21 protein-coding genes are annotated in these 18,331 nt (G+C 55.4%); 6 read left to right on the forward strand and 15 right to left on the reverse strand.

The genetic code is table 11. The annotated features are described in order from the left end of the window. Positions 1–32: 32 nt before the first annotated feature. A complete protein-coding gene (locus AC6I8L_RS17515; RefSeq protein WP_058959535.1) occupies positions 33–734 on the reverse strand; it encodes a pirin family protein in 702 nt (233 codons plus the stop codon). Positions 735–863: 129 nt separating this feature from the next. Here AC6I8L_RS17515 and AC6I8L_RS17520 point away from each other — a divergent pair, with 129 nt between their 5' ends. After that, a complete protein-coding gene (locus AC6I8L_RS17520) occupies positions 864–1,766 on the forward strand; it encodes a LysR family transcriptional regulator (RefSeq protein WP_034829216.1) in 903 nt (300 codons plus the stop codon). A 130-nt stretch (positions 1,767–1,896) separates the two neighbouring features. Here AC6I8L_RS17520 and AC6I8L_RS17525 read toward each other — a convergent pair whose 3' ends face one another. The 11 genes from AC6I8L_RS17525 to pmbA form a co-directional block, all read right to left on the reverse strand. Then, positions 1,897–3,807 carry a BglG family transcription antiterminator gene (locus AC6I8L_RS17525; RefSeq protein WP_058959536.1) on the reverse strand — a complete coding sequence of 637 codons (1,911 nt, stop codon included), beginning with the start codon at positions 3,805–3,807 and terminating at the stop codon, positions 1,897–1,899. Between the two features lie 24 nt (positions 3,808–3,831). After that, positions 3,832–4,569, reverse strand: coding sequence for a 2-dehydro-3-deoxy-phosphogluconate aldolase (gene dagF / locus AC6I8L_RS17530; RefSeq protein ID WP_034829218.1), 738 nt, complete (start codon positions 4,567–4,569; stop codon positions 3,832–3,834). Beyond that, on the reverse strand, positions 4,566–5,687 hold the full coding sequence (locus tag AC6I8L_RS17535) for a DgaE family pyridoxal phosphate-dependent ammonia lyase (RefSeq protein WP_058959537.1): 1,122 nt from the start codon (positions 5,685–5,687) through the stop codon (positions 4,566–4,568). The genes dagF and AC6I8L_RS17535 overlap by 4 nt, the downstream gene beginning before the upstream one ends. Further along, the gene (locus AC6I8L_RS17540) at positions 5,671–6,804 is read right to left on the reverse strand and encodes an amidohydrolase/deacetylase family metallohydrolase (protein ID WP_058959538.1); all 1,134 of its coding nucleotides are present in this window, start codon (positions 6,802–6,804) and stop codon (positions 5,671–5,673) included. The genes AC6I8L_RS17535 and AC6I8L_RS17540 overlap by 17 nt, the downstream gene beginning before the upstream one ends. 160 nt (positions 6,805–6,964) lie before the next feature. Next, positions 6,965–7,612 carry a DUF4310 family protein gene (locus AC6I8L_RS17545; RefSeq protein ID WP_034829224.1) on the reverse strand — a complete coding sequence of 216 codons (648 nt, stop codon included), beginning with the start codon at positions 7,610–7,612 and terminating at the stop codon, positions 6,965–6,967. A gap of 12 nt (positions 7,613–7,624) precedes the next feature. Next, positions 7,625–8,401, reverse strand: coding sequence for a DUF4311 domain-containing protein (locus AC6I8L_RS17550; protein WP_058959539.1), 777 nt, complete (start codon positions 8,399–8,401; stop codon positions 7,625–7,627). A gap of 25 nt (positions 8,402–8,426) precedes the next feature. Beyond that, positions 8,427–8,726, reverse strand: coding sequence for a DUF4312 family protein (locus AC6I8L_RS17555; protein ID WP_034829228.1), 300 nt, complete (start codon positions 8,724–8,726; stop codon positions 8,427–8,429). A gap of 2 nt (positions 8,727–8,728) precedes the next feature. Next, a complete protein-coding gene (locus AC6I8L_RS17560) occupies positions 8,729–9,085 on the reverse strand; it encodes an SFCGS family glycine-rich protein (RefSeq protein ID WP_010256477.1) in 357 nt (118 codons plus the stop codon). A gap of 17 nt (positions 9,086–9,102) precedes the next feature. Then, positions 9,103–9,441 carry a glycine dehydrogenase gene (locus tag AC6I8L_RS17565; protein WP_034829231.1) on the reverse strand — a complete coding sequence of 113 codons (339 nt, stop codon included), beginning with the start codon at positions 9,439–9,441 and terminating at the stop codon, positions 9,103–9,105. A gap of 244 nt (positions 9,442–9,685) precedes the next feature. Continuing rightward, positions 9,686–10,072, reverse strand: a complete 387-nt coding sequence (cybC, locus tag AC6I8L_RS17570) for a cytochrome b562 (protein WP_058959540.1) — start codon at positions 10,070–10,072, stop codon at positions 9,686–9,688. Between the two features lie 189 nt (positions 10,073–10,261). Next, entirely contained in the window at positions 10,262–11,602 is a 1,341-nt protein-coding gene (gene pmbA, locus AC6I8L_RS17575) for a metalloprotease PmbA (RefSeq protein WP_045816560.1), read from the reverse strand. A 116-nt stretch (positions 11,603–11,718) separates the two neighbouring features. On the opposite strand from pmbA, the gene yjgA reads away from it, so the two are divergent. Further along, positions 11,719–12,267: a ribosome biogenesis factor YjgA gene (yjgA, locus tag AC6I8L_RS17580; protein ID WP_034829237.1), complete on the forward strand. Its 549-nt coding sequence runs from the start codon at positions 11,719–11,721 to the stop codon at positions 12,265–12,267. A 111-nt stretch (positions 12,268–12,378) separates the two neighbouring features. Here the strand turns inward: yjgA and mpl are convergent, their stop codons facing one another. Then, positions 12,379–13,734, reverse strand: coding sequence for a UDP-N-acetylmuramate:L-alanyl-gamma-D-glutamyl-meso-diaminopimelate ligase (mpl, locus tag AC6I8L_RS17585; RefSeq protein ID WP_045832883.1), 1,356 nt, complete (start codon positions 13,732–13,734; stop codon positions 12,379–12,381). 166 nt (positions 13,735–13,900) lie between these two features. On the opposite strand from mpl, the gene fbp reads away from it, so the two are divergent. Continuing rightward, positions 13,901–14,905 carry a class 1 fructose-bisphosphatase gene (gene fbp, locus AC6I8L_RS17590; RefSeq protein ID WP_058959541.1) on the forward strand — a complete coding sequence of 335 codons (1,005 nt, stop codon included), beginning with the start codon at positions 13,901–13,903 and terminating at the stop codon, positions 14,903–14,905. 51 nt (positions 14,906–14,956) lie between these two features. Here fbp and AC6I8L_RS17595 read toward each other — a convergent pair whose 3' ends face one another. After that, entirely contained in the window at positions 14,957–15,214 is a 258-nt protein-coding gene (locus tag AC6I8L_RS17595) for a helix-turn-helix domain-containing protein (RefSeq protein ID WP_058959542.1), read from the reverse strand. 92 nt (positions 15,215–15,306) lie between these two features. Here AC6I8L_RS17595 and AC6I8L_RS17600 point away from each other — a divergent pair, with 92 nt between their 5' ends. Continuing rightward, a complete protein-coding gene (locus AC6I8L_RS17600) occupies positions 15,307–15,597 on the forward strand; it encodes a helix-turn-helix domain-containing protein (protein ID WP_058959543.1) in 291 nt (96 codons plus the stop codon). A 17-nt stretch (positions 15,598–15,614) separates the two neighbouring features. On the opposite strand, the gene AC6I8L_RS17605 is transcribed toward AC6I8L_RS17600, so the two are convergent. Further along, the gene (locus AC6I8L_RS17605; protein WP_058959570.1) at positions 15,615–17,174 is read right to left on the reverse strand and encodes a methyl-accepting chemotaxis protein; all 1,560 of its coding nucleotides are present in this window, start codon (positions 17,172–17,174) and stop codon (positions 15,615–15,617) included. 171 nt (positions 17,175–17,345) lie between these two features. Here AC6I8L_RS17605 and AC6I8L_RS17610 point away from each other — a divergent pair, with 171 nt between their 5' ends. Then, a complete protein-coding gene (locus AC6I8L_RS17610) occupies positions 17,346–17,759 on the forward strand; it encodes a lysozyme inhibitor LprI family protein (RefSeq protein WP_058959544.1) in 414 nt (137 codons plus the stop codon). Positions 17,760–17,829: 70 nt separating this feature from the next. Then, the gene (locus tag AC6I8L_RS17615; protein ID WP_038644476.1) at positions 17,830–18,279 is read left to right on the forward strand and encodes a DUF441 domain-containing protein; all 450 of its coding nucleotides are present in this window, start codon (positions 17,830–17,832) and stop codon (positions 18,277–18,279) included. Positions 18,280–18,331 lie beyond the last annotated feature (52 nt).

The raw sequence follows: 18,331 nt of genomic DNA on the forward strand, positions 1-18,331 counted from the left end.
CAGACAAGGGCAGCCTCAGCGGGCTGCCTTTTTTATGCCGGTAAATCGATGACGAGGGCACGTAGCGGCGTTTTCGCCTGCAACGTAATCTGCTGTTCTTCACTCAAAAACGCGCCGTCACCACAGCTCAGTAACTCCTGATTGGCGCTGCTTGCCTGTAAATCCAACGAACCGTGGATCGATTGCAGATAGGCGCGAGGACCATTCAGCTTCACCGTATGCTGTTCACCGGGAGCGAGGACGACCTGATGCACCCACACCTGCTGACGCAGTTGCAGACTGCCATCCACACCGTCTGGCGAGGCCAGCAAGAAACGAGTTTGCTGTGGCACAGCGATTTTCTGCAGCAGCGGATTTTCACGTTCCGGGCAGGCCGCCAGCCACAGTTGCATGCGTGTTAGCGGGTGATCTTTGCTGATATTGATTTCACTGTAGTTCACGCCCTGCCGCGCCGACAACAGCATGGCTTCGCCTTCCCGCGCGATCAGGTGGTTGCCTTCGCTATCGCGGTACTCTGCTTCGCCTTGCAACACCAGGTTCAGCACATCCACCTGCGGATAGGTACGTGGCTGGAACGCCGCACCGGGTGCCAGCACTTCCTGATTAAGCACACGCAATGAAGCGTAGCCCATTAATTTCGGGTCAAAATAGTGGCCAAAAGAGAAGCTGTATCGCGCCTGCAACCAACCGAAATCGGCCTGGCCACATGCTGACGCGCAGCGGGTTGTCATCATGATTTACCTCCGACGCACTGCGGTGAGATTCGACCACAGGCTTTATACGTTAATGGTAAAAGGCTGGACGCCGGATTGTTAGCCAGTTAATCTGCCTGGCATATTCAAATTTACTGACAGAGAACCGGCATGGCAAAAGACCGCGCGTTAACCCTCGAAGCTTTACGTGTGATGGATGCTATCGACCGTCGTGGTAGCTTTGCTGCGGCAGCCGATGAACTGGGCCGCGTTCCCTCTGCATTGAGCTACACCATGCAGAAACTGGAAGAAGAGCTGGACGTGGTTCTATTTGATCGATCCGGCCATCGCACCAAGTTCACCAATGTCGGGCGTATGCTACTGGAGCGTGGGCGCGTGCTGCTGGAAGCGGCCGATAAACTCACCACCGATGCCGAAGCGCTGGCTCGCGGTTGGGAAACCCATCTCACCATCGTGGCCGAAGCACTGATCCCCACCAATCTGCTGTTCCCTGTCGTTGAAAAACTGGCGGAGAAAGCCAACACGCAGATTTCACTGGTGACGGAAGTGCTGGCCGGTGCCTGGGAGCGTCTTGAACAGGGCCGCGCGGACATCGTGATAGCGCCTGATATGCATTTCCGTGCATCAACCGAGATCAACACCCGTAAGCTCTACAGCATTATGAGCGTCTACGTGGCCAGTCCGGATCACCCGATTCATCAGGAAGCCGAGCCGCTGTCTGAAGTGACGCGCGTGAAATATCGCGGCATCGCGGTGGCGGATACCGCGCGCGAACGCCCGGTGTTAACGGTGCAGCTGCTGGATAAACAGCAACGCCTGACGGTGAGTAGCATGGACGATAAACGCCGAGCGCTGCTGGCAGGATTGGGTGTCGCTACCATGCCTTATCCGATGGTGGAACAGGATATCGCCGAAGGCCGTCTGCGTGTGGTGAGTGCCGAATACACCCGTGAAGTGGATATCATTATGGCGTGGCGCCGCGATAGCATGGGTGAAGCCAAGGCGTGGTGCCTGCGTGAAATCCCGCGGTTGCTGGCTAAGCAGCGCGGTTGATTAAGACCAGGACGGGATAAATGCCCCCCCAACGCCGAACATCGTAATGGCGGCATTCATCCCAAACATTTTAATGCGGAATTCATGCCGGACATTGTTTTGGCGATATTCAAGCCGCCCTGATTGACGATCACATCCGGCTCAGACAATCGATCGCCACCGCTTTAAAGCTGACGAAATCCGCGCAATCGCGCAATCGGGTCATCGCCCTCTCCCGCAGGAAGGTGACGAACAGATCGTAAATCGCCATCGCCTCTTCGTATTCGCTTTTGCTGATCGCCAGCAGGAAAATCACCGACGCAGTTTCATCCCCCCAGCTCACGCCATGCGGTGCCAGCACGGTATACACCACGGTTTTCTTCGCCAGCAATCCCAGTGAGTGCGGCAGTGCAATGCCTTCGCCGAGCATGGTGCTGACGATGGCTTCACGCTCTTCCACCGAGGGATAAAACTCCGCATCCACATAGCCTTCTGACTCCAGCTGATCGCACAACACGCGGAACAGCGCTGATTGCGTCATAGGCTTATCCAGCACCATAAAGTGCTGCGCATCGAAGTACTTTTCCAGCATGTATGGGCGCGTGCGATCCACCAGCACCAGCTTGCCCAATTGCTCCAGCTGGAACTCGGTCGGGAACGGTGACATCACCGCAATCGGCTTATTCTTTTCGCTTAAACGCACGGTAGAAATCACGAAATCTTCTTCGATGTGTTCGCGCATCTCATAATCACGCTGCGACAAACGCGCCGTGACCACCAGCTGCGGATATTTGCGCAGCAGCAGCGCTTCGATCATGCGTAGCGTGGAGTTGCCGCTGTCGCACACCAGCAGCACCTGTGGATGGCGTTGATAGCCGACATCGTAATGCCGCTCCAGCCCGACACCGATGTGCAGCACCAGAAAACCAATTTCGTTCTCGCTGATGCTGTACGGCGTGTACTTTCCCCAGCTGGTGACCGCCGCCAGCGTGACATCATACGCCATCGGATAGTGCTGTTTGATGTTACTCAGCAGCGGGTTGGGGATGTGAATCTGGTAGCGCACCCGGGTAATCATGGTTTTGATATGGGTGAGCAGGTCGGCCCGCAGTTGCTCATCCTGCTGCAAGCGGTAGTTGTAATGGGTGTTGATGTAGTTCAGCAGGTAATCGACTAACGCATCGGCGTCATCAGCATTAATGGTGCTGGGCGACAGCGCCTGAATCTGCCGGGCGGCGATATTGACGCGCAGCCAGTTCTCTTCCGCCTGCGAGATCGGTTTGCCGACCAGCGGCTGCATCAGATTCACCAGATGATGCGCGGCTTCGCGCACCTCATCACCGACATCTTCTGCGCCGGGATCGTTGAGCGGGAAACCTTCGCTGATGCGTCGCACCGCCACCGCACAGTAAATTTGCAGATAGCGCTCGCCCTCATCGCTCAGGCGAATCGCATACTGATTAAAGCAGTGCTGCAACAGCGGTTCCAGCTGTGCCAGGATGCCGCTGTGCAGCGCTTCCACCGTCAACAGCGGGCTGTCGGGCATCTCCTGATCAATTTGCCACAGCAAATCCGTCAGGCAGGTGCGGATCGCCGCTTCGCTGCCGAACAACTTCATGCCGTAATGCGGCTTGGTTTCGATATTCAGATGATAGCGGCCAAGCCATTCCCGCACCTCCGCCATATCACTTTGCAGGGTGGCACGGCTGACAAACCACTCTTCCGACAGGTCTTCCAGCTTGAGCGAATAGGCGGCGGTGAGAAAACGCGTGAGCAAATAGCGCACGCGATCCTGAGAAGTGCGCGGCACGCGCAGCGGCGCGGCGCTCTCTTCCTGCAGACGGTCAAAAAGCGCCACATCGTCGATCTTCAGCTGATATCCCGCGCCGCGCGCCAGTACGAACTGTGCGCCGTGTTGCTCCAGAAGCGCATTCAGCGCGGTGATATCGGTGCGCACCGTGCGCGTTGAAACTGAAAAGCGGCGCGCCAGTTCATCCTGTGGCAGCGTTTCGTTTTGCAGCGCAGCGAAAAGTTGGGCCAGACGCTGATTGGGAAATCTCACGGAGCTTCACCTGTGACTCGTTTGTTACAGCAGTTTCTTGCACGTTGCCAGAAGCTGACGCACATCGTCAATGCGCGTGTCGCCAGTGGCACTGTCGATGATCGAACTATAGACGTGTGGAATCACTTTGCTGACGCCCGCATCGAGCGCAATCTGCACAATGGCTTCGAAATTATTAAGATCGATGCCGCCGGTAGGCTCCAGCCAGAAGTCGTGACGCGCACAAGCTTCGGCAACGGCACGGTACTCATTCACCGCTTTTAAACCGCCCATCGGGAAGTATTTCACCGAACTGCCGCCCATGTCCTGCAGCATGGCGATGGCGCTGTCGATCGGCACAATCGCATCTTCTACCTGCGAGCTGCGCGGTCCGGTGGAGATTTTCACCAGGCCCGGCGTGCCGGTTGGTGAAATCAGGCCGTTAACCACGGTGTGATTCTGACCAAGTAAGGCACGGCTGGTGGCGACACCGGTAAATACCTGGTTAACATGCTGCGGTTGCAGTACCGCTGAGATCTCACTCACCATCGCCGACTGATTCGGATCGCCCGCGCCCAGTCCGACGGACAGCGCGTTGTCGATCAGCGCCGCGTACTCGCGCATATCGGCAATCGCTTCTTCATTGGTGGCGTAGTTTTTTGATAAGACGCCCACCAGCACGTGGCCTTCTGCGGCCTGCCAGATCTCTTTGGCGTTCTGCTTAGAACCAGCCAGCACGTTGAGGCACAGACGGCCCTGATAGAAATTCGGGTTCAGACTCATGCGCGTTTTCCTCCACTGAGTAACGCCTGGATACGGCTAAAGATAATATGCAGCTGATCGGTGCTGACGCTGCGCACATCCGCTTCGATAATGCCTTCGTTGGCTTTGTAGCCACGGAAGTAGATGGCGATGTCGCCGGTTTTCAGCGCCTGCACCAGCTCACCGGTTGGCCATTGAGTGACGGCTTCATCGAACTTGATCTCAGCACGGGCGATATCGCGACCCGCCGCATCCCATACCACGCGTGCAGACACGCCATTGATTGTGTTGAGGTTATCGATAAACGGCGTCATGTTGGCGACCATCTCAGCGCCGGTGGTTTTCGGCTGCACCAGATAGTTTTCAATCGCCTGCGTCAGACCGAGAATCCCCTCTTTACCGACTTTCATCGCGCGGCCAATGCCGTTGCTCTGACGTTTGACCCACTCAACGTACTGGGTGCGGCCAATCACCAGACCGCTGGTCGGCCCTTCGATCGCCTTGGCACCGCTGTAGATCACCAGATCCGCGCCCATCTGGTAGTAGCACTGCAGATCTTCTTCTGCCGCCGCATCCACGATTAACGGGATACCGTGTTTACGCGCGACTACCGCCGCCTGCTCCACACTAAGGTGGCTCTTCTGCACGCAGTGGTGTGATTTGATGTAAAGCAGCGCCGCCGTGGTTGGCGTGATGGCCGCAGCCAGCTGTTCTGGCGAACATTCGTTGCTGTAGCCGGCTTCCACCAGACGTCCGCCGCCCAGCGCCACCATCGCACCCACCGGCGCACCGAAGTTCACGTTATGGCCTTTCGGCACCACGATATCGTGCGGCACGGTCAGCGGCGCGGCATGCAGGTTGTCCAGCAGCCAGTCGTTATCTTTAACGATCACCGCCGCCACGCTCTGTGCGATGCCCGCAGAGGCGCAGGAGACCACCACCGCGCTCTCGACATCCAGCAGTTTAGCGATATACGCGCCAGTTTTATTGACCAGATCTTTGATCTCGAAATAGTGATTCAAACCGTAGCTGACGGTCGCGACCACATCGGCAGAAGGCGTTGAAACACCAAGAATGGTCATACGACCGGAGGCATTGATGACCTGTTTCAGGTCATATTTTTCATAAATCGAAGACATGATTAGCTTTCCCTTCATCAGTCAGATGCCACTTACCCGCGATAACCACGGCCAGCGGCAGCAAATGTTGCTCACCCAAAACCCGTTCGCCTTCAGCATCAACGAACGGGCGGGCTTCCTCTTTGACGGTAAAAATGGTCAGGTCGGCGTCATAACCTTCGGTTAAGCGCCCTTTGCCCGCTAAGCGCAGGCCAGCCGCGGCATTACCGGTGACGCAGTCGATAACCTGCGGCAGCGTCATGCCAATGCTGAAGAATTTCGACATCACATGCGCCAGGCTATGTACCGGGCCGTTGATGCGGTTGCGACAGTAAATGTCCGAGCTAATAGTGTCGGGCAGAATGCCCTGCGCGATGGCCTGACGGGCCACTTCGAAGCTGAAGCTGGCGCTGCCGTGGCCGATATCCAGCTTCACGCCGCGCGCGATGGCATTTTTCACCGCGGCTTTCAGTTCGCCCTGCGGCGACAGAATGCGGTTGGGTTTGCCGTTAAAGCAGTGAGTGATGATGTCACCGGAGGTGAGCAAATCGGCGATCTCTTCCAGCACCGGCGGGTTGTTGCCGATGTGCACCATCAGCGGCAGATTTCCCGCCGCCTGCTGAATGGCTTTGGCGCGAATCAGCGGCTGAATGCCATTTTCACCCACCACGCTGCTGCTCATGCGCGCTTTTAATCCCACGATAAAGTCCGGGCGACGTTTTACCGCCTGCACCACTGCATCACCGTCGATTTGCGCCATATCCGCCAGTTCGTTCTGGGTGATGATGCCGGTGCGTGAGATGTTGATCAGCGCGCGCACTTCAGTGGTGGCGGAACGGGTGAGTTGATAGAAATCGTCGATATGATCCGCGCCGGTGCTGCCTGCATCGACCACCGTCGTGACGCCTTGCGCCACGCCAATCGCATCGGCTTCATCGTGATAAATCGGGGATTTGGGATAGCAGTGCACGTGGCTGTCGATCCAGCCCGCACTGACGTAGTAGCGCCCTGCTAAATCGCGCTCCTGCTGAGCTGAACCGCTGACGTCGCCGACCGCAGCAATCTTGCCGTGCTGGATGGCGATATCCACCAGCTGTTCGTCGCACAAACGCGCGCGGCGCAGAATCAGATCAAACATATTTACTCCTTAACAACCTGCATTCAGCCCGGTGCGCATCAATACGCACCCTACGGAATTTGCATCACATCTGTGTGGGGTCATCAATGCGCCTCCACACAGAATGCACTGTTCAATCGTAGGGTCGCCGTGAAGGGCGACCGTTAAATCGGTGACAGCTTTACAGCGAAACCGGGAACATCGCGCCTAATGCCATCGCGCCGAGAATCGCGCCACCGGTGATCGGTTTGTTCCACAGATAAAACAACAACGCACCCACCAGCGAACCGATGCCAATCGGAATCGATGCCGCCATCGCAGACAGGATAATCAACGGCCCAAGGAAGCGGCCGGAAGCATTACCTGCGCCCATCATCACGTCCGCACCGTAGGTGGAATCGCTCTGATTGATAGTGAACTTACGCGCCAGGATAATCAGATAACCAATCGCTAAACCCACCACCAGGCCCGTGGCCAGTGATGCGGCAAAGTTCGCCACCGGGAACACGATGCCTGCACCGAGCAGCAAAGCCGGAACGCCCAGCCCGACACCGGTTTGAATCGCACCGCCAATATCCAGAATCCCGACCAGCGAACCCTCGATGATGCGGGCAAACAGGAAGCTGGCACCAAACGCCGCCACCGCACCATACACGCCGGTTTCCATGCCGGAACGCAGCATCGAAACAAACGCCACTTCGTTAAATGCACCGATGCCGTACAGGTAGTACATGTGCGTACCGGCAAACACCCCGGCGGACAGCAGGCCAACAAAGATCGGGAAAGACCAGTCGGCGTACCAGAACCCTTTGTTTTCGGTCTCGTTCATGCTCAAGGCTCCTTATTTTCCGCTCAGGCTGTTGTGAATCATGTCCAGCCAGCCAGGAATGCCAAGTTGGAAGGATTGCAGCAGTTTCATGTCGAAACCACGGAAGAAGCCGCTCAGAGCGAACAGCAGCACAATCGCGAACATCATCACTTTGGTGACTTTGTTCCAGCCGCTCTCTTCCACGCCTTTACCAATCAGGATACCCAGCACCAGACCCGGCACGGCATTGCCCATGATCAACTGTGCCAGACCACCGAAGATGGTTGCCCAAAAGCCCGATTTCTTGCCGGCATCAATTGCTGCCAGCCAGAAGATCACTGGCATTACGGTGTTCACCAGCAGGTTGGCCGCCGGCACCAGTACTTTAACCGCCGTAACCTGCAACGCTGCAGGCACCGCAGAAGCCGTACTGTTGAGGAACGCCACCACGATCATGCCGATGATGCCGCAGGCAATCGCCATGCGTTTCGGGTTGTGCAGGGTTTCCGCGACGTTACGATTTTTCACCATCAACGCAGCCGCGCCCCAGTTGGGCAGAATGCGGTGGTCAACGTCCTGTGTGAAGGAGCCTGCCGCCACAGACGATGCCCAGGCGTTAAAGAAGAAGCCAAGACCAAAGGAGAAGTGCGATGCAGGATCGCCTTCACAGGAATTGAGTTCACCCAAGGTACGAAACGCGCCCATACCCTGGGTGGTCGGTGCGTGGAACATGCGCGCTGCGCCCGCACCTACCCCAACGCCAACCAATCCACCAATGATCAACGACTTTAACAAAATGATTAAAAACATGTTGTTGTACCCTTTGTTGTCGTTTTTATTTCGTCGCGATGAAATCCACCTTATCGGTGTCGATCACGGTGACGCTGACGGTAATCTCCAGCTCGACGCTGTAATTCCGTCGTTCGCGCGCCAGAAAGAAGAACAAGAACTTCTCTGTGCGTACGCTCTCCTGCGCGCGCAGCACCCGCACATCTATGGGTTCAATGCGCAACAGAATCTTTTGGCTGGTGCGCAGCACTTGCTGCTGCACCTTGCTCAGTGCATCGGAAAAGGCTTTCGCTTTGCTGTCGCCTTTGCCCTGCACCGTGACCTGCGTCTCGTATTGCTGTTTCATGCTTAGCTGCCGTGTTTTTTATTCCAGGCCTGCACCAGACGTTCACCCAGCTCTTCTTTATCCATAAAGCCAAAGCCCAGCACGGTGGCGCCTTCGTTAATGGCGGTGACGCCTTCATCAACCGAACGCATACCGTGTTTGGCTTTGTAGCCATATTTGTTCTGTGCAGTGATGGCACCCGCGCCGCCGCTGCCGCAGAAGGAGATACCGAAATCGGCGTTTTCCGCTTTCATCACATCGCCCAGCTTCATATCCGCTGCGACGCCCGGCACCACCACGGCACGACCGCCTGCTTTCTCAATACCGGCTGCGACTTTCTGACCTTTACCCAGACGATCACCAATCACGACTGTTACCATGTTCAATTCCTCTCGATTTATGCTTCGTTCGATTTCGCCACTTCGATATGCACCGATAACAACCAGGCTTCTTCTTTGGGCAGATTGCCAAACAGATCGACCACCTGCTGTGCCAGCGCCATGGTTTCTGGCGAGATATCTTCAAACAGTTCGGCTTCCACTTCCGGCAAGGCTTCTCCCGTGAGGGAACGCGCTGCCATCGCCCGTACATGCGAGGCCAGCATTTGCTGCTGCACGGCATTGGCTTCGATGTGGTGCGCGGCGTAGATCGCCGCAATCTGCTTCAACGTGTTATCCGCCAACGCCTGAATGGCTTCTGGCGTACTCGGTTTCAGCGGGACAGCTTCACTCCTCACCTTGCTACTCCTGTTTACTGCGGATAATTCGCGTTAGAAAGAAATTACGCTTTCCGCTTCAGGCTGTGGAGACGCATCTTTTCCACCTCAAAGTGGAAATCCCACGGGCGTGTGTGCGCCAGATCGCACTACGCATGAAGTGTGCGAAACAGGTCACAAAAATGCGGGTTATGCCGGAAATCGATGCGTTTAAACGGAGGGAATGCGAGAGGAGATAAGGCCAGCCACAGGGCTGGCCGGGTTATCAGCGGAATTTCTTATGGTTGGCGTTACGAATATTTTCCAACTTTTTCGCTTCAGTTTTGGCTTCATCGAGCTTGTTGGCTTTGGCCAACTGATCGACGACATCAATCTGCGCAATCAGAGAATCGAGACCAGCGTGATAATCCTTAATCTGGGCGCTATCGGCAGCCTGACCTTCCAGTTTTTCCGGCGTGGATTTTTTAGCATCCTCCGCCGCCTGGCGCATCTTGCCGAGCGCGGTTTGCATTTCCTGAGCATCGGAGGTTTTTTTCACCACGCTCAGGCCATCTTTCAGGGTATCCATATCATTCTTCAGGTCAGCGGCGAATACGCTAGCCGAGGAGAACAACAGCGAGAGAGACAACATTGCAATCACATGCTTACGCATAAAAATATCCTTATTTACCCGTCATCCTTCACGTTCCAGGTGCATTGGCTGCGCTCACTGAACTCAGTTACTCATGTAAGCTCCTGAGAATTCATTGACTTGCCACCTTCCTTTAACGCGAATGATTGAGGGTATTATTATTGGCAAAAAAAAAGCAGCCACGTGGGCTGCTTTCATGAAGCGATGTCTTTATTGTCCGGCGATTTTCATCTCCGGCAGCAGCACCGAACCGCATTGTATATTGCTGCGCGTTTCAATGTCGTTACCGAGCGTTACCATATTGAGCCACATATCCTTGAGGTTGCCCGCAATTGTGATCTCGCTCACAGGATATTGGATTTCACCGTTCTCAACCCAGAAGCCTGAGGCACCGCGCGAATAGTCACCGGTCATGGCACTCACGCTGGAGCCCATCATTTCGGTGACCACCAGGCCACGGCCCATCTGCTTCAGCATATCTTCAAAGCTATGTCCCTGCCCTGCAATGCGCCAGTTGTGAATGCCGCCCGCATGACCGGTGCTCTGCAAGCCAAGCTTGCGTGCCGAATAGCTGGTCAGCAGCCAGTTTTGCAGCACGCCATCTTTGATGATGTCACGCGCCTGGGTACGCACGCCTTCGCTGTCGAATGGCGTAGACGCCAGCCCTTTCAGCAGGTGCGGCTTCTCTTCAATCGTCAGCCACTCAGGCAAAATCTGTTTGCCGAGTGAATCCAGCAGGAAGGTCGCTTTGCGATAGACGCTACCGCCGCTGATCATGCCGACCAGATGGCCAAACAGACCCGTCGCCACTTCCGGCGCGAAGATCACCGGCGCTTTCATGGTTGGCAGCTTGCGCGGCGCCAGGCGTGACAACACGCGACGTGCGCACTCTTGTCCCACCCAATCCGCAGTTTGCAGATCGTCAATGGAACGGCCGATGGTGTAGGCGTAATCGCGCTCCATGTTGCCATCCTGCTCGGCAATCACACAGCTGGAGAGCGAATGGCGGCTGGAGCAGTAGCTCTGCAACATGCCGTGGCTGTTACCGAACACTTTGATGCCGACGTGGCTGTTGAAGCTGCCGCCTTCGGTATTGGTAATGCGCTTGTCAGCCTGCAGCGATGCCTGTTCGGCCTGTGCAGCCCATTCGATAGCGCGATCGGCGTCGATCTCCCACGGATGGTAAAGATCGAGATCCGGCGCTTCAAACGCCAGCAGATCGGGATCGGCCGGGGCGCCAAAAGGATCAACCGAGGTGTAACGCGCAATGTCGATCGCCGCCTGCACGGTACGTTTGATGGCATCCGGGCTGAGGTCGGTTGAAGAGGCACTGCCTTTGCGATTCTGATGATAGACGGTGATGCCAAGGGCACCATCGCTGTTAAATTCGACGTTTTCCACTTCTCCATAGCGGGTACTGACGCCGATGCCGGTGGTTTTGGTCACCGCGACTTCTGCTCCATCAGTGCTGGCTTTCGCCAGTTCCAGCGCCTGCGCGACAGCCTGTTCTAACACTTTACGTTGTTCTGCAACCTGAGTAGATACGTTCATCGACCTGCCGTCTAATCTTAAGTATGAATTCATTGAGTCTATCAGACTCAGAGAACAATTTCGCAGTCGCCCGATAAACTGGTAGGATTAGCCTCTTTTTTTTAGGGAGCCAAGAGATGACCAAGCAGCCCGATGACTGGCTCGACGATGTGCCAGATAATCAAAACGAAGAAGATGAAGACGAAGAGATTATCTGGGTCAGCAAAAGCGAAATTAAACGCGACGCCGAAGAGCTGAAACGCCTGGGCGCCGAGTTAGTTGATCTGGGGAAAAACTCCCTCGACAAAATTCCACTCGACGATGATCTGCGTGCCGCCATTGAGCTGGCACAGCGTATAAAAAAGGAAGGCCGTCGCCGCCAGTTGCAGCTGATCGGTAAGATGTTGCGCGCGCGCGATGAAGATCCGATTCGTCAGGCACTGGATAAGCTGAAGAACCGCCATAACCAGCAGGTTGCGCTGTTCCATAAACTCGAGCAACTGCGCGATCGCATGATCGAGAAAGGTGATGATGCGATCGCAGAAGTGATTAACCTCTATCCGCAGGCCGATCGCCAGCAGCTGCGCACCATGATCCGTAATGCGCAGAAAGAGAAAGCCGCTAACAAACCACCGAAAGCCACCCGTCAGATCTTCCAGTATCTGCGCGAGCTGGCAGAGGCGTAAGTTTGCCGCGTGCATAAAAAGGGTCGCCAGTGGGCGACCCTTTTTAGTTTGGGCGGTTAACAGAGCGTCATCAAACCCAGTGGCAACCCCGATTAAAGGGTCGCCACGCCATCAACGTCCCAATCTCTCCAGCAGTTTCTGGTGAATGCCACCAAACCCGCCGTTACTCATCACCAGAATGGAATCACCTGGCTGGGCTTCTTTTGCCACCATTTCCACCAGCGTATCGATATCCGCGCTCCACTTCGCCGGCTGGATGCAGGCTTCCGCGACATCAGACACCTGCCATGGAATGTGGTGCGGCTGGAACAGGAACACGTTATCGGCGCGACCCAGAGAGGGGGCCAGCTCGTTTTTGCTCACGCCCATCTTCATGGTGTTGGATCGCGGCTCCAGTACCGCCAGAATACGCGCGGTACCACCGACTTTGCTGCGCAGCGCCGCCAGCGTGGCCAGAATCGCGGTGGGGTGATGGGCAAAATCGTCATACACTTTGATGGCATTCACTTCACCACGCAGCTCAAGACGACGGCGCGCATTGATAAAGCTGCTCAACGCTTCACCGGCATCCACCGGTTTCACCCCGACGTGACGCGCGGCCGCAATCGCCATCAGGCCATTGTGCATGTTGTGCTCGCCGACCAGCGCCCAGTTCACTTCACCGACTTTCTCGCCGTCCAGCCAGATCTCCCAGTGCGAAGAGTCCGGCGTCAGTTTTTTCGCCTGCCAGTGGCCGTTGTCGCCGACGGTTTCCTGCTCGCTCCAGCAGCCCATCGCCATCACTTGCTTAAGATTGTTATCGTGCTCCGGCAGCAGGATTTTGCCCTGGCCCGGCACGATGCGAATCAGATGGTGGAACTGCTTCTGAATCGCGCGCAAGTCATCAAAGATATCGGCGTGATCGAATTCGAGATTGTTAAGGATCAGCGTGCGCGGGCAGTAATGGACAAATTTGGAACGCTTGTCGAAGAACGCGCTGTCGTATTCATCCGCCTCAATCACGAAGAATGGACTTTTTCCTAATTTTGCCGAAACCTCGAAGTTTCCTGGCACCCCACCGATGATAAAGCCCGGTTCAAGGCCACAGGCCTCCAGAATCCACGCTGCCATGCCTGCGGTAGTAGTTTTGCCATGGGTTCCGGCCACGGCCAGGACCCAGCGGTCACGCAGCACGAAATCATGCAGCCACTGCGGGCCAGAGAGGTAAGGAATGTTACGTTCCAGTACCGCTTCCACACACGGATTGCCGCGCGTCATGGCGTTGCCAATGATCACCAGATCCGGCTGCGGATCGAGCTGACTGGCATCATAACCTTCTGTCAATTCAATGCCTTGCTGTTCCAGCAAGGTGCTCATCGGCGGGTAGACATTGGCGTCAGAGCCGGTCACTTCATGCCCTAGCGAACGGGCCAGCATTGCCAGTCCGCCCATGAAAGTGCCACAAATCCCAAGGATGTGAATACGCATAAAGAGATCCATTACTCAAAAGTTCGGCGCACAGTGTAACCCCGAGCAGAGTGGGAAGAAACGGATTAGGACTATGGTTTTTAAAGTTCAATCGGCTAAACTGCGCTCATACGTTGGTAGCGTGTTAAAGCTGCTGCCACTCCATCGTAGATTCAGGGAATGTGTTATGAAAACGTTAGGCGAATTCATCGTCGAGAAGCAACACGACTTTCCACACGCCACAGGTGAACTGACGGCGCTGATTTCCTCCATTAAGCTCGGAGCCAAGATTATCCACCGCGACATCAACAAAGCGGGTCTGGTGGATATCCTCGGTGCCAGCGGCGTGGAAAACGTGCAGGGCGAACAGCAGATGAAGCTGGACCTCTTCGCGAATGAAAAACTGAAAGCTGCCCTGAAAGCGCGTGGTGTGGTTGCCGGTATCGCTTCCGAAGAAGAAGATGAGTTTGTCATCTTTGAAGGCTCAGAAGACGGTAAATACGTGGTGTTGATGGATCCGCTGGACGGCTCTTCCAACATCGACGTGAACGTTTCCGTCGGCACCATCTTCTCCATCTACCACCGCATCAGTGAGCCGGGTACGCCGATCACCGAAGCTGACTTTATGCAGCCGGGCAACAAGCAGGTTGCGGCCGGTTACGTGGTTTACGGTTCTTCCACCATGATGGTTTATACCACCGGCGTGGGCGTGCATGCGTTTACGTACGATCCGTCCCTGGGCGTGTTCTGTCTGAGCCATGAGCGCATGACCTTCCCGGAGAAAGGCTACACCTACTCCATCAACGAAGGTAACTACATTCGCTTCCCGCAGGGCGTGAAGAAATACCTGAAGTTCTGTCAGGAAGAGGATATCGCCACCAAGCGCCCATACACCTCGCGCTACATCGGTTCACTGGTGGCAGACTTCCACCGTAACCTGCTGAAAGGCGGTATTTACCTCTATCCAAGCACCGCCAGCCACCCGAAAGGTAAGCTGCGTCTGCTGTATGAGTGCAACCCGATGGCATTCCTGGCGGAACAAGCCGGTGGTAAAGCCAGCGATGGTGCCAACCGTATCCTCGACATCCAGCCTGAAACCCTGCACCAGCGTTGCCCGTTCTTCTGCGGTAACGATGCGATGGTGGATGACGTTGAGCGCTTTATCCGTGAGTTCCCGGACAGCCACGAATAAGCTGATGTGATTTGAAAAAGCCCGCCAATAATGAGCGGGCTTTTTATTGGGTTATTTTCGCCGCTTTGCTTGCCGATCAATCAATTCACCCTGCGCGGAGTAGTAGCGGCTGGGCCAGATTTCATCGGGTGCAACGCCAATCGCTTCGGCAATCAGCCATTCGCCCTTGGGCCAGGGCCGGATTAAGGCATTGCCCAAAGTGGTCGAACACAACCCCGCTTCACGTGATACGGCGGCTAATGAAGTCCCTCTCTTGCGTAAGGCGGCTATAATATCGGCCTGATGCCAGTCCTGCTTGCTTTCACCCACGTCACTCTCCTTAGTTCTCGTTATAGGTTGCCATAACGATACTACGTTACTCGTAGTATCTGACAAGCAGCAAATCTACGATTCTCGTAGGCATGAAACCGACCTCTTCCCTGCAAAATACCTTCTGTAGACGCCTGAAACAGGTGCGTCTGGTGAAGGGTTTTTCGCAAAAAGGGTTAGGGATTGCCGCTGGCATTGAAGAGTTTTCCGCCAGTGCGCGCATCAATCGTTATGAAGTTGGTGTGCATCAGCCCGATTTACTGACGCTGCAATTGCTGGCGAAAGCGCTGGAGATCCCCGCCGCCTATTTTCTGGCTGAAGATGACCAATTAGCAGACATGATCCTGCGCTTTGCTGAAGAGATAAGTAGCAACGCGCCGTAAGCACGTTGCACCTGTTTTTACGCGGCGACGACGCGGAACTGCGCCATTGATTCCTGTAACTGCTGTGACTGCGCTTCCAGCGACTGCGTGGCGGCACTGGCTTCTTCCACCAGCGCGGCGTTTTGCTGCGCGGCTTCATCCATCTGCGTCACCGCCTGATTCACCTGCTCAATCCCACGGCTCTGCTCTTCTGAAGCAATCGAGATCTCTTTCATCAGTGAGGTCACACGCATCACTTCGCTGGAGATTTCATCCATGGTTTCACCGGCGCGTGTCGCCATGTCGCTGCCCTCTTTAACGCGCGTTTGTGATTCGCTGATCAATTCACGAATCTCTTTAGCGGCGGTCGCACTACGGCCAGCCAGCGTACGCACTTCGTTAGCGACCACGGCAAAGCCTCGGCCCTGCTCGCCAGCACGCGCGGCTTCCACCGAGGCGTTCAGCGCGAGGATATTGGTCTGGAAGGCGATACCATCAATCACGCTGAGGATGTCGCCGATGCGGTTAGAGCTTTGGGTGATCTCCTGCATCTTCTCCATCACGTAACCCACCACCTCTGCGCCACGATCGGCGCTGGTCGACACATTGCTGGCCAACTGATTGGCCTGCTGAGCGTTACTGGCGTTAAGACGGACGGTGGCGGTCAGCTGCTCCATGCTGGCGGCAGTTTGCTCCAGCGAGGCGGCAGACTCTTCGGTGCGCTGCGACAGATGCACAGTGCCCGCCGCCAGTTCACGGCTACCCACATCAATCTGCATGCTGGCTTCACGCACCTGACTCACCGAATCACGCAGCGCCAGCTGCATATCGGAAAGGGCCTGATTCAGGCGACCAATTTCATTTTTTCCTGCGGCAGGTAAAGGCTGCGAGAGATCGCCCGCCGCAATCTGTTCCAGATGTAGGATTGCGTTGTCCAGAGGACGCAGCAGCGAGCGACGCAACAACTGCCAGGCCAGTACGATCAGCAGCAGTGTCAGTACCATCACCACGCCAATCATCACCTTCATCCGGACTTCGTTGTCAGCCGCCTGCTTGAGGCGTGCCGCAGAGACTTCATCGGCGTAAATACTAAAATCATTCACCGCCTTCGAATAGTTTGCTGCCAGCTGTGATTGTTTGCCTTCCAGCACCTGATAGTACTCATCGGTATACTGTTTTTTTAAGGCATCCATCATGGGCGTGATGCCTTCTTTATCGTAGACGTTGTAGGTCGCCACAATCGCATCGGCCAGAGTTTTACCATGCGCGGTTACGGTGCCAGCATCGACAAATGCTTTGAGGAACTGGTGAGAACTGTCCACTGCGGCTTGCGCCTGCTGCGTGACTTTGGCGCCGTCATCCAACAGACCAATTTCGATCTTACGAACGGCCAGCGCCGCATTGGCGCGGGCGCGCATTAAATCTGAACGGCTTTGGTAGAGCTTATTGAGTTCAATCCCCTGAATGCGGTTCAGCGCATCCAGAGATTGATTTCCAGCATTAATGGCATAGATGCCCATGGCGCTGACGGCTAACAGCATCACCGTCATGATGGCCAACAACGCAAGTAAAGCGGTACGTATTGATAGTTGTCTGATCATGATCATTCCCGTGTGTATGAAAAGGCAGAACTCCACTGGCCCTAAAACGGAGAGATTATCGGCAGCTGGTCGGAGAAACTTTATCCAATGTTGATGGTCAATCTGCCGACGTTCGCTTACCCTTCAGCTTTTCTGAAGTCCGCTGCGCAAAAATGAAGGAATGAAATGATGAAAAAGTGGCTCCCGATTGCCTGTCTGTTCGCCAGTAGTATGGCTATGGCGCAGACGCATCCGCTCGACCAGCAGCTGCAACAGTGTCTGGACAAGGAATCCAGCACCGCGGGCATGTCTCAGTGCTACGGCAGCGCCAATAAGGCCTGGGATAAAGAGATGAATACGCAGTACAACCAGATGATGAAAAAATTAACTGGCGAACCTAAAGACAAATTACGTGCTGCCCAACGCGCTTGGCTGGCCTATCGCGATAGCTGGATGGATGCCAGCCGCAGCTATTTTATGAGTCGCCAGGGCAGCATGGCAGCCCTTTCCATCGGGGCTCAGGGCGTTAATCTGGTGCGGAATCAGGCTTTAATGTTGCAATCAATGAACAAAGGCAGTTGCGCCAATCCCGATGATTGTTGATAAATGGTGGCGTTAAAAAACGTCAGCGCAGGCACTGACCTGCACATCCATCCATCTTCAGGGAGAAAACATGGCTGCTTATGCCTCTACCATTATTCTGGTCTGCCTCGCCGTCCTGAGCTATTTCGTTCATAACAGTGCCGTTACCATTTCCATTCTGATCCTGCTCGCCATCAAGCTGACACCGCTGTCGCAGTTCTTCCCGTATGTGGAAAAACAGGGCATTCAGATCGGTATTATTATTCTAACTGTCGCAGTGATGGCACCACTGGCAAGTGGGACGCTGCCCGCTTCATCCTTGCTGAAGTCATTTGCTAACTGGCAATCGATCGTGGCGATCATTGTCGGGGTGTTTGTTGCCTGGCTGGGCGGGCGCGGCGTCAGTTTTATGAGCGTGCAGCCTTCAGTGATTGGTGGATTGTTAATCGGTACCGTGATTGGCGTGGCGTTTTTCCGTGGTGTGCCGGTCGGACCACTGATTGCTGCAGGGATCGTCTCGCTGTTTGTCACCGCGAAGTAGGCCGTTGGAGCATTCCGAAACGCCAAAAAGGGGGCATACTTTCAGAGTCAGT

The sequence above is a fragment of the Type-E symbiont of Plautia stali genome (assembly GCF_059731115.1).